Source organism: Streptomyces barringtoniae, assembly GCF_020819595.1.
GTDB lineage: Bacteria > Actinomycetota > Actinomycetes > Streptomycetales > Streptomycetaceae > Streptomyces > Streptomyces barringtoniae.
The window spans coordinates 1-10,875 of record NZ_JAJHNP010000002.1 but is presented as its reverse complement, the minus strand read 5'-3'; the positions used below and the strand labels follow the sequence as shown (position 1 = coordinate 10,875).

General features: G+C 68.7%; 11 protein-coding genes and 1 riboswitch. Of the genes, 1 reads left to right on the top strand and 10 read right to left on the bottom strand.

Annotated elements, in window-relative coordinates; genetic code table 11:
* Nucleotides 1-7 precede the first annotated feature (7 nt).
* Nucleotides 8-102, bottom strand: a riboswitch (glycine riboswitch).
* A 119-nt stretch (nucleotides 103-221) separates the two neighbouring features.
* A complete protein-coding gene (locus tag LMU33_RS02360) occupies nucleotides 222-593 on the top strand; it encodes a PRC-barrel domain-containing protein (RefSeq protein WP_228616897.1) in 372 nt (123 codons plus the stop codon).
* Here LMU33_RS02360 and LMU33_RS02355 read toward each other — a convergent pair.
* From LMU33_RS02355 to clsA, 10 genes are all read right to left on the bottom strand, one after another.
* Nucleotides 515-1,930 (bottom strand): DNA polymerase IV, encoded by a 1,416-nt coding sequence (locus LMU33_RS02355; RefSeq protein WP_228616895.1) that lies wholly within the window; start codon nucleotides 1,928-1,930, stop codon nucleotides 515-517. The two genes, LMU33_RS02360 and LMU33_RS02355, sit on opposite strands and share 79 nt — an antisense overlap.
* A gap of 56 nt (nucleotides 1,931-1,986) precedes the next feature.
* Complete coding sequence (locus LMU33_RS02350; protein WP_228616893.1) at nucleotides 1,987-2,670, bottom strand: MerR family transcriptional regulator; 684 nt, start codon at nucleotides 2,668-2,670, stop codon at nucleotides 1,987-1,989.
* Between the two features lie 228 nt (nucleotides 2,671-2,898).
* The gene (locus tag LMU33_RS02345; RefSeq protein ID WP_053666762.1) at nucleotides 2,899-3,372 is read right to left on the bottom strand and encodes a bifunctional nuclease family protein; all 474 of its coding nucleotides are present in this window, start codon (nucleotides 3,370-3,372) and stop codon (nucleotides 2,899-2,901) included.
* 85 nt (nucleotides 3,373-3,457) lie between these two features.
* Nucleotides 3,458-4,198, bottom strand: a complete 741-nt coding sequence (gene ftsR / locus LMU33_RS02340) for a transcriptional regulator FtsR (protein WP_228616891.1) — start codon at nucleotides 4,196-4,198, stop codon at nucleotides 3,458-3,460.
* Nucleotides 4,199-4,241: 43 nt separating this feature from the next.
* Nucleotides 4,242-5,069, bottom strand: coding sequence for a zinc-ribbon and FHA domain-containing protein (locus LMU33_RS02335; protein ID WP_228616890.1), 828 nt, complete (start codon nucleotides 5,067-5,069; stop codon nucleotides 4,242-4,244).
* Nucleotides 5,070-5,259: 190 nt separating this feature from the next.
* Complete coding sequence (locus LMU33_RS02330; RefSeq protein ID WP_228616888.1) at nucleotides 5,260-6,162, bottom strand: DUF881 domain-containing protein; 903 nt, start codon at nucleotides 6,160-6,162, stop codon at nucleotides 5,260-5,262.
* A gap of 5 nt (nucleotides 6,163-6,167) precedes the next feature.
* Nucleotides 6,168-6,500: a small basic family protein gene (locus tag LMU33_RS02325; protein WP_003988855.1), complete on the bottom strand. Its 333-nt coding sequence runs from the start codon at nucleotides 6,498-6,500 to the stop codon at nucleotides 6,168-6,170.
* Nucleotides 6,497-7,405 carry a DUF881 domain-containing protein gene (locus LMU33_RS02320; protein WP_228616886.1) on the bottom strand — a complete coding sequence of 303 codons (909 nt, stop codon included), beginning with the start codon at nucleotides 7,403-7,405 and terminating at the stop codon, nucleotides 6,497-6,499. Before LMU33_RS02320 ends, LMU33_RS02325 begins: the two co-directional genes overlap by 4 nt.
* Nucleotides 7,406-7,549: 144 nt before the next feature.
* Nucleotides 7,550-10,045 (bottom strand): mannose-1-phosphate guanyltransferase, encoded by a 2,496-nt coding sequence (locus LMU33_RS02315; RefSeq protein ID WP_228616884.1) that lies wholly within the window; start codon nucleotides 10,043-10,045, stop codon nucleotides 7,550-7,552.
* Nucleotides 10,046-10,159: 114 nt separating this feature from the next.
* Nucleotides 10,160-10,768 carry a cardiolipin synthase ClsA gene (gene clsA / locus LMU33_RS02310; RefSeq protein WP_228616882.1) on the bottom strand — a complete coding sequence of 203 codons (609 nt, stop codon included), beginning with the start codon at nucleotides 10,766-10,768 and terminating at the stop codon, nucleotides 10,160-10,162.
* Between the last annotated feature and the right edge of the window lie 107 nt (nucleotides 10,769-10,875).

Sequence of the window (10,875 nt, the reverse complement as noted above, 5' to 3'; positions counted from 1 at the left end):
GAGTGACCTCGTCCGTGCGGTACGTGAGCCTGAGAGATTCCGGGGAGGATTTGCTCCTTCGGCGCCTCCGAAGTGGTCGGAGGACTCTCCCGCACGGGGTCAGCAGCCGCTGTCAGCCTACCAGCGGGGTCAACGCCCGAGCCCTCGAGTGGCCACCGCCCTGAATGTGCTCTTTCGTAGTGCTTACGGATGTATTGCGACCACGTGGAGGGAGAGGGACCGTGCAGACCGACATCGATCCGCGCAACCTGATCGGCCGCAAGGCGTTCGACCGCACTGGCACCAAGATCGGGACCATCGACGAGGTGTACCTCGACGACGCGACCGGCGTGCCCGAGTGGGCGGCCATACGCACCGGCCTGTTCTCCCGCGACGCCTTCGTCCCTCTGGAGCCGAGCGAACTGATCGAGGGCTCCCTCCACGTGCCCTTCGACCGCGCGCTGATCAAGGACGCCCCGGACTTCGGTGTGGGCCGCCATCTGTCCCCCGAACAGGAACTCCAGCTCTACCACCACTACGGCCTGGACGTGGCCTCACGCCCCTCGGCCCCGGACCACGACTTCGGCAAGCTGGCGGGATCGGAGGAAACCTGATCGGAGGCCTCCGCAACCAACGGCAGCGGATCGGCGGACTCCAGCGCGGGATCACCGACAAAGAACGTCCGCACCCTCCCAGGAGGGGACAGCGGCGTCTCGAACCGCACAGTGACCCGCCCCAGCCCACTCCCCTGCACCCACCCGTGCCCGTAGTCCGCATGTCTCACGTCCTGTCCCGCGCGCCAGTGCCTCTCGACCGGCTCGGGCTGCTCCACGACGACCTCGGCCCCGGCCTCCTCCGGCGTCTCCGCCACCCGCGCGGGCATGGCCTGCGCGAACAGGTCCTCCTGGGTGTAGTCCGCGAGCCCGGAGACACCCACGCCCAGCAGCCGTACCCCACCCGTGGTGTCCACGGAGTCCAGCAGCCGCGCGGCCGCCTCCCGCACGACCGCCGGATCGTCCGTGGGCCCTCTGAGCGTCTCGGAGCGGGTCAAGGTCGAGAAGTCGTACCTGCGCACCTTCAGTACGATCGTCCGCCCCGACAGCCCGGACCCACGCAGCCGGCCCACGCACCGGTCGGCGAGCCGCTGCACCTCCAGACCGATCCGCAGCCGGTCGTGGATGTCCACGTCGTAGGTGTCCTCCACCGACACCGACTTCGCCTCACGCTCGGCCACCACGGGCCGCTCGTCATGGGCCAGGGCCATGGCGTGGAGCGCGTGCCCGTGCGCCTTGCCGAGCAGCCGGACCAGCTCGTCCTCGCCCGCTTCGGCCAGTTCCTCGACCGTCGTGATCCCCGCCCGGCGCAGGTGGTCGCCGGTGGCCGGCCCGACCCCCGGCAGGGTCCGCACCGGCATCGGCCCCAGCAGCGCCCGCTCGGACCCCGGCTCGATGAGCACCAGACCGTCCGGCTTCGCCTGCTCCGAGGCGATCTTGGCGAGCATCTTGGAGGCGGCGAGCCCCACCGATCCCGTCAGCCCGGTGACCGCCCGTATGTCCGCGCGCAGCTTGATCCCGGCCCGCCGCGCCGATTCCTCGTCCCGGGCCGTCCCGCCGGCCTCCAGGTCCACGAACGCCTCGTCCAGGCTGAGCGGCTCCACCAGCGGCGACAGCTCCCGCAGCAGCGCCATCACCTGCTCGCTGATCGCCCGGTACACGGTGAAGCGCGGCACCAGATACGCGGCGTTGGGTGCCAGCCGACGCGCCTGGGCCATGGGCATCGCCGAGTGCACCCCGAAGACCCGTGCCTCGTACGACGCGGTGGCCACCACCCCGCGCGGTCCGAGCCCGCCCACGACCACGGCCTTCCCGCGCAGGCTCGGCTTGGATGCCTGCTCCACCGAGGCGTAGAAGGCATCCATGTCGAGATGCAGGATCGTGGGCGCGTTTCTCACATCTCCGATGCTGCACCACGGCACTGACAATGCCCCGCCGCGGAGCGGGACCGGTGTCAGACCGCCCGGTTGCGGCGCCGCGCCAGCTCGTCCGCGGGGTTGTGCCCGACGAGGGTCTCGCCGGTGTCGATGCGCTCGCCGTGCAGCTGGGAGAGGGCGCTTTCCACGTCCCGCCAGACCACGCCGACGGCGATCCCGAAGATGCCCTGACCGCCCTGGAGCAGGGCGTGGACCTCGTCCGGCGAGGTGCACTCGTAGACCGTGGCGCCATCGCTCATCAGGGTCAACCGCTCCAGGTCGCGGAAACCGCGTTCCCTGAGGTGCTGCACGGCCGTGCGGATGTTCTGCAGCGAAACCCCGGTGTCCAGGAACCGCTTGACGATCTTCAGGACGACGACGTCACGAAAGCTGTACAGCCGCTGCGTGCCCGACCCGTACGCGGGCCGCACGCTCGGCTCGACCAGCCCCGTGCGCGCCCAGTAGTCCAGCTGCCGGTAGGTGATGCCGGCGGCCGCGCAGGCCGTCGGCCCGCGATAACCGATCTGTTCCGATGCCATGGACGCCGCCCCTCCGCCGTTCGGCACCACCGTCGGCCGCTGCGGAGCGTGATCGACCGCGCTGCTCGGTTGGGGGTACCCCCTGTTCGAACGCAGCTGAGAGCCCGGGGGAGGGTACGGACCGCTCTCCCCGAAACCGCGTCCGGGGGCACCCCCAGCCGTACCGTCGCCGCTGGTTCTCACGCCGACCTCCGTCCTTGACCTGCCTTCACGACGGTAGGCAGTCACCAGGGGTGCGTCAACGATCGCCACACTCGGCACGCCGAGTGATAATCACCCTAGGAGTGGTTTCCCGTGCCCCACCGCGGGGAAAGGCTAGCCGAATGCTTCGGGGGGAGGCCGTAGGACGCTCTCATTGGCCGGTGGCACATGCCCGGGCACCGGGCTGCGAAGCTCACCGGCCGTTCGCCTTCACTGGCTGCTGGTGCCGAAGTCCTCGGGCGAGATCTGGTCGAGGAACTCGCGGAACTTCTCCACCTCGTCCTCCTGCTCGTCCGGAATGGCGATGCCGGCGTCGTCCAGCACCGCGTCACTGCCGTAGATCGGCGTTCCGGTGCGCAGGGCCAGCGCTATGGCATCGGAGGGACGGGCGCTGACCTCGACGCCACTGGCGAAGACCAGCTCCGCGTAGAAGACACCTTCACGCAGATCGGTGATGCGTACTTCGGTCAGCTCCTGGCCGACGGCCTCCAGCACGTCCTTGAACAGGTCGTGTGTCAGCGGCCTGGCGGGGGCCATGCCCTGCTGGGCGAAGGCGATCGCCGTCGCCTCCCCCGGCCCGATCCAGATGGGGAGGTAACGGTCGCCTCCCACTTCGCGCAGGAGCACGATCGGTTGGTTGGAGGGCATTTCGACCCGGACACCTACGACATCGAGCTCGTTCACACAGCAACCCTAGGCCGTGCCCGGGACGTTTGGGTAGTCGGGCCGGGAACAGGTGCCCGATCCGGCCGCCCGCGGCCCCCGGCGTTCACGGCAGCCGCACCCCGAGAGCGGTCTTCACCAGTGCCGCGTGCAGCTTGACCGTGAGCGCGGCCAGCTCCTTCGTACGGGCCTCGGCATGGGCCCTGGTCTGCGGGTTGCGGTGACGTTTGAGCGGGGCCACCACCTGGTCGACCAGTCCGGCCTCGCGGTCGGCGGCCGCCTTCATCACCCGAAGGTGGCGTGGCTCGATCCCGAAACGGCCCAGTTCGGCGACGAGCGCGGCCACGGTGACCGCCTCGGCGTCGTACACCCCGTCCTCCAGGGGAGCGATGAGCCCGTACGACTCCCACTCCTTCAGAGCGCCCTCGTCGATCTCCGCGGCGGCCAGCAGCTCGGCCCTGCCGACCCGGGCCACCGTGGGCACCGCGACCACCGGCCCCGGAACGTCCTCGGCGGTGCGCTGACGGCCCACGACGGGCAGCTGGACCGCCTCGCCCCGCTCCATGGCGTCCAGGTGCTCGCGGATCACCTTGAGCGGCAGATAGTGGTCCCGCTGCATCCTCAGCACATGCGCCAGGCGCTCGACATCCCCGGCGCTGAACTTGCGGTACCCCGAAGGGGTCCGCTGTGGCTCGATGAGCCCCTCCGACTCCAGGAAACGGATCTTGGAGATGGTGACTTCGGGGAATTCGTCGCGCAGCACGTTCAGCACCGTGCCGATGCTCATCAGCCCACTGTCCCTGGCGGCGGTACCGCTTCCGGCACCGCCGCTCGGTGTTTGAAGCATGGACCTTCCCTCGGGTCCCCCCGGACGCCGGTCCGGGGGCGGGTCAGATGCCCTGCCGGCTCGCGTAGAACACCAACCGGTACTTGCCGATCTGCACCTCGTCACCGTTCGACAGAGCGACCTGGTCGATCCGCTCGCGGTTGACGTACGTGCCGTTCAGACTGCCCACGTCGGCCACGGTGAACGAGCCGTCCGGGGAGCGCCGGAACTCCACGTGCCGGCGCGAGACCGTGACGTCGTCCAGGAAGATGTCGCTCTGCGGGTGACGGCCGGCCGTGGTCAGGTCGCTGTCCAGCAGGAAGCGGCTGCCCGAGTTCGGCCCCCGGCGCACCACCAGCAGCGCGGAGCCCATCGGCAGCGCGTCCACCGCAGCCTGCGCCTCGGGCGACAGCATCGGCATCTGCGTCTGGCCGGTGACCTCGGCGTCGTAGGCCTCGAGGCCGGAGATCGAGATCGTGGACGTCGTCTCGGAGGCACGCTCGGGCGCCACTCCGGGACGCAACGGCGCGCCACAGTTCGAACAGAAGCGGGCGTTCTCCGCGTTGCGGTTACCGCACCTCGTACACACCAGGACCGACATGGACGGATCCTCCTGCGGCTGCCCCGCCGGGGCGTTGGAAGCGTACGGACCGGGGGCGAACCCTCCACCCGCAGCTGAGGTTGACGGTTGGCCGAAACCTATGCCGCCGGACTGGGCAGGGTCAACCGACGCCCCGCCCTGACCTCCGGAAATGTCACCGCCCGGACCAGCGACCTGGTCCCTGAACAGCGGGCGCTGGCCTTCCGCGTCAGGCTGTGCGCGGTGACGAGCGGTCGCGTTGTCGCTGCCTTCTCGCGCGCTCTTGCGGAACAACTTCGCAAACAACTTCACGGGCGATTCCCCTTGACCGAAACAGACCCGCCCGTGGGGCAGGACGAACCCTGATTGCCTACACCGGCCGAGCCGGACATTCTCACAACGTCCGTATCCACCAGACAGTTTCCACCACGCACCACCCCTTCGGTGCGCCGACCCCCCGCAACCTCATGCCCCTGCCTGACGTCCCCCATGCACCACCGGTTCACTGGGAGGACGACCGAGCGTAGTCAGGCCGCTTCGCCTGCCGCAAGGCGTCCACAACGATCTTGTCCGACTGCTGGATCGTCACCGTGGCCTGCTCCTTCTCCAGTGTCTGCACCACGCCCCCGGGGATGTTCAGCGCCGGCTCCAGGTCCTGCGGCTTGCCGATGACCTTGAAACGATAGGGGGCGTTGATCTTGTTCCCGTCGACGCCGACGCCGTTGCCGGAGTCCGTGAAGTAGGTGCCCGCGACCACCCGGACACCGTTCACCTGGATCGCCTCCGCACCGGCCGCGCGCAGCTCCTGGATCGCGTCGAGCAGCATGTCCGCCTTGACCGTCCCCTTCGTGTCCTCGATCGTCATCGTGATACCAGGACCCTGCGCCGCCACGGTGCCCGCCAGAATGCCGAGTTGCCTCTCCTTCTCGGCCGTCTGCTTGCGGGCCTCCGCCGCCCGGTCGGAGCTGCTCTGCAGTTCCTGGCGCTGCTTTTCGAGTCCCTGCTTCTCGTCCTCAAGACGCTGCGTACGCGAATCCAGTTCATCGAGGATGCGAACAAGATCCTCCTGGCGTGCGCCGCGCAGCGCGCTGTCGCTGTCACTGTTGGACGCCACCTGCACCGCCAGGCCGAAGCCGAGGCCGAACAGCAGCAGGGCGACGATGAGTTGGGCCCGGGTCACCCGCGGCGGCCACAGCCCCTTCACCAGCCGCTGCCGACCGGTCAGCGGCGCTTGCGCCTGCTGCTCGGGGTGCTCCTGCTGCTCAGGGTGCTCCCGCTGCTCCGGCGCCGACTCCGGCGCCCGCGCGGGCACCTCCTCGGGCAATTCCTTGCGCAGCCTGTTCTCCGGCTTGTCCGGCTTCTCCGGCGTGTCCGGCTGCTCATTCCGCTCGTTCCGCTCGCTCATCGGTGTCACGCCCGGAACACGTGCCGCCGGATCGCCGCGGCGTTGGAGAAGATCCGGATGCCGAGGACGACGACGACACCCGTGGACAGCTGCGCGCCCACGCCCAACTTGTCGCCGAGGAACACGATCAACGCGGCGACGACCACGTTCGACAGGAACGACACCACGAAGACCTTGTCGTCGAAGATCCCGTCGAGCATGGCCCGCAGACCGCCGAACACGGCGTCCAGCGCCGCGACGACGGCGATCGGCAGATAAGGCTCGACGACCGCCGGAACCTCGGGCCGGACCAACAGGCCGGCCACGACTCCCACGACGAGGCCCAGTACGGCGATCACGATGTGCCCTTCTCAGTCTTCTCGATGCTCGGCTGTGCTGTGCGTACGATCACACTCGGTGCGGCGGGCAACCTCAGGTCGCCCGCCGTGGAGATGGTGGCGCGGATGCCGAAGTTCTGCTCCAGGGCGTGCAGATACAGGCCGTCCGCGCTGTTGCGGAAATCGGTGTTCAACCGTTCCCCGTCCCCCACCGCCAGCACCGTGTACGGCGGCACCAGCGGTCTGTTGTCGACCAGTATCGCGTCTCCCGCAGCCCTGATCGCGGACAGGGCGGTCAGCCGCTGCCCGTTGATGGAGACGGCCTCGGCGCCGGACTCCCACAGCCCGTTCACCACGCGCTGCATGTCCCGGTCGCGCACCCGGCCGGTGTCGGAGAACCCGGAGGTCTCCCGCGGGTTGGTACCGTCACCGCCGGTGCTGGCCTCCTTGGCGTCGTTCACCACGACCTCGACACCCGGACCGTGGACCGCCGTGGCCCCCGACAGCACGCCCACCAGGTCGGCCTCTGCGCTGCCGCCGCTCGACTTCAGCGCCGCCCGCTGGCGCGCGCTGACGTCGTCCCTGAGCTTGTCGACCGTGCCCTCCAGCTTGTCCGCGTTCGCGGTCTCGCCGTCGATGCGGTCGATCAGCTCCTGCCGCTCCTTGGCGACCACCGGCGCCGCCGCCCGCGTCTGCGCCGCCCCGACGGTCACGACCAGCGCCGCGAGGACGAGACCGGCCGCGAGGCCGAGCTTCGCCCGCAGGGTCCTGGGCAGGCCGCCCTCGCCCTGGGACTTCCTGCGGGCGGCGGCCTCGGCATACCCGTCGTCGAGGCTGTGATCCATGACGTTGGTGATCAACGACATGGAGGCGTCCGGACGCTGCGGCCGCGTGGGGCTGCTCCGAACGGGGGGTTGCTGCGGCATGCCGCACATCGTCGCATGTCGCGAGGAGTACCTCCGAATGGCCCCACCGGCGTGCCGGACAGACCCCCTCAGGGGGGACTTGTCCGGCACGCGCGCGTGCGTGGGTTCTGCCGTCCGGCGGTCTGCGTTCCGGTCTGTGTTCCCTTATCTCCCGGCGCTGTCCACGACGGCCGACCACTCGTCCAGCAGGGCCTGCGCCGAGGCGTCGTCGGGTCCCTCGGCCCACAGATGGGTGACGGCCTCGGCCGGGTCGGGCAGCACCATCACCCAGCGCCCGTCCGTCTCCACGACCCGCACACCATCCGTCGTGTCGACAAAGCGATCCCCTGCGGCCTCGACCACCCGCCGCATGACCAGACCCTTCACGGCCCACGGCGTGGCCAGGTCCCGCTTGAGGACGTGCGCCCGCGGGATCCGCGCGTCGATCTGGCTCAGCGTGAGCTGCGTGCGCGCCACCAGCCCGATCAGCCGTACGAAGGCCGCCGTGCCGTCGTAGACGCTGCTGAACTCGGGGACGATGAACCCGCCCTTGCCGTCACCGCCGAAGATGGTGCCCTCCTCGCCGCCGACGCGCGTGAGGTCGTCGGGCGAGGTGGTGGTCCACTCGACCTGGGTGCCGTGGTAAGCGGCCACCTGCTCGGCGATCCGGGTCGTGGTCACGGGCAGCGCGACCCGGCCGCTGCGCCGCTCCGCGGCCACCAGGTCCAGCATCACCAGCAGCGCGCGATCGTCCTCGATGATCCGGCCCTTCTCGTCCACGAGCGACAGCCGCTCGCCGACGGGGTCGAACCGGACACCGAACGCGGCCCCCGAGGAAGCCACTATCTCGCCGAGCCGCACCAGGCCCTTGCGCCGTATCTCGGCCGTCTCCGTGGGCCGGGACTCGTCCAGACCGGGGTTGATGGTCAGGGAGTCCACGCCCAGCTTGCCGAGCAGGCTGGGCAGCACCAGCCCGGCGCTGCCGTTTGAGGCGTCGACGACGACCTTCAGGCCGGAATCGGCGATCCCGGTCGTGTCGACGTTCCGCAGCAGCGATCCGGTGTACGAGTCGAAGACGCTCGCCGGGAAGTACAGGTCGCCGATCTCACCGGGGAACGCCCGCCGGTACTCCTGCCGCGCGAACACCCGGTCCAGCTTGCGCTGGCTGCCCTGCGACAGGTCGGCGCCGTTGCCGTCGAAGAACATGATGTCGACCGAGTCCGGCACGCCGGGCGAGGTCCGGATCATGATGCCGCCGGCGCTGCCGCGCGCGGTCTGCTGCCGGGCAACGGGCAGCGGCACGTTCTCCAGGTCGCGTACGTCGATGGCGCTGGCCTGCAGCGCGGAGATGACCGCCCGCTTGAGCGCACGGGCGCCTCGCGAGTGGTCGCGGGCCGTGGTAACCGTGGAGCCCTTCTTGAGGGTGGTGGCGTAGGCGCCGGCCAGCCGCACGGCGAGTTCCGGCGTGATCTCCACGTTCAGGATGCCGGACACACCGCGGGCGCCGAACAGATGGGCCTGCCCCCGCGACTCCCAGATGACGGAGGTGTTGACGAAGGCACCGGCCTCGATGGTCTTGAACGGATAGACCCGGACGTTGCCCTGAACAATCGATTCCTCGCCGATCAGACACTCGTCACCGATGACCGCGCCGTCCTCGATCCGCGCCGCACGCATGATGTCGGTGTTCTTGCCGACGACGCAGCCGCGCAGATTGCTGTGCTGTCCGACGTACACGTTGTCGTGCACGACGGCCTTGTGCAGAAAGGCGCCGCTCTTGACGACGACGTTCGAGCCGACGACCGTGTGCTCCCGGATCTCCGCGCCGGCCTCGACCTTCGCGTAGTCGCCGATGTACAGCGGCCCGCGCAGTACGGCATCGGGGTGCACCTCGGCGCCCTCCGACACCCACACCCCGGGAGAGATCTCGAAGCCGTCGATGTCGACGTCGACCTTGCCCTCGAGAACGTCGGCCTGGGCCTTCACATAGCTCTCGTGGGTGCCGACGTCCTCCCAGTAGCCCTCGGCGACAAAGCCGTAGATCGGCTTGCCTTCCTTCATCAGCTGCGGGAAGACGTCACCGGACCAGTCGACCGGAACATCCGGTTCGACGTAGTTGAACACCTCGGGCTCCATCACATAGATGCCCGTGTTGACCGTGTCGGAGAAGACCTGCCCCCAGGTCGGCTTCTCCAGGAAACGTTCGACCTTGCCTTCCTCGTCGACGATGGTGATGCCGAACTCCAGCGGATTGGGCACGCGGGTCAGACAGACCGTGACCAGCGCGCCCTTCTCCTTGTGGAAATTGATCAGCTCCGTGAGGTCGAAGTCGGTCAAGGCATCGCCGGAGATGACGAGGAAGGCATCGTCCTTCAACGCCTCCTCGGCGTTCTTGACGCTTCCGGCGGTACCGAGTGGCTTCTCCTCATTGGCATACGTGAGCTCCATTCCGAGCTCTTCGCCGTCGCCGAAGTAGTTCTTGACGAGCGATGCCAGGAACTGGACGGTGACAACGGTCTCGGTGAGCCCGTGCCTTTTGAGCAGCCGTAGCACGTGCTCCATGATCGGGCGGTTGGCCACGGGCAGGAGCGGCTTGGGCATGCTAGAGGTCATGGGGCGCAGGCGGGTGCCTTCGCCCCCGGCCATCACGACGGCCTTCATGTCGGAAGCGTCCTCCTCCAAGAGACGACGGTCTAGCCGACTTCACCCGTCCAGATTGTCCCGCACTTTTCCACCGCGGGCCATCTTGGCGTAAAGTCCGGACAATCGCCGAGCTCAATCGGCCATGGCGTCCGCACGAACCAAACGGCGGACCTGTACCACGTAGAGCACTCCTGCCCACCAGTAGAGCGTTGTACCCCATCCGGCGAACGCCCATCCGAAAACAGCAGCGAGTGACGCGATCCAACCGCTCCCGTCGCTAAGGAGCAGCAACGGGAAGGCGTACATCAAGTTGAAGGTGGCTGCCTTCCCCAGGAAGTTCACCTGCGGCGGCGGATACCCGTGCCGACGGAGGATGCCCACCATCACCAGAAGCATCAGCTCTCTCGCGAGCAGGAGGGCGGTCAGCCACAGCGGCAGGATCTCCCGCCAGGTGAGACCGACCAGCGTGGAAAGAACATAGAGTCGGTCGGCGGCGGGATCGAGAAGCCGGCCGAGACTGCTGATCTGATTCCAGCGCCGGGCGAGCTTGCCGTCGAGATAGTCGCTGATCCCGCTGAAGGCCAGCACGAGGAGAGCCCAGCCGTCGCTCTTGGGACCCCCGAACTCGGGCCTGAGGATGAGCCACAGGAAGACGGGTACTCCGACGAGCCGTGCCATGCTGAGGATGTTGGGGATGGTGAGGACCCGGTCAGTCTGGACACGGGTCTCCTGGACCTCCACCCGGGGGCCTCCTGTGCGAAACGAGCCAACGATGCCCCCTGACCCTACCTCAACGCAAAAAAGCTCCGGCCCCTGGGCAGTGCCCAAGAGCCGGAGCTGTAAAAGGA

Bases quoted from the DNA above. Each gene is read 5' to 3' on its own strand.
- ftsR (WP_228616891.1), bottom strand. From the start codon at position 4,198: ATGCTTCAAACACCGAGCGGCGGTGCCGGAAGCGGTACCGCCGCCAGG.
- LMU33_RS02330 (WP_228616888.1), bottom strand. From the start codon at position 6,162: ATGAGCGAGCGGAACGAGCGGAATGAGCAGCCGGACACGCCGGAGAAG.
- LMU33_RS02320 (WP_228616886.1), bottom strand. From the start codon at position 7,405: ATGCCGCAGCAACCCCCCGTTCGGAGCAGCCCCACGCGGCCGCAGCGT.
- LMU33_RS02315 (WP_228616884.1), bottom strand. From the start codon at position 10,045: ATGAAGGCCGTCGTGATGGCCGGGGGCGAAGGCACCCGCCTGCGCCCC.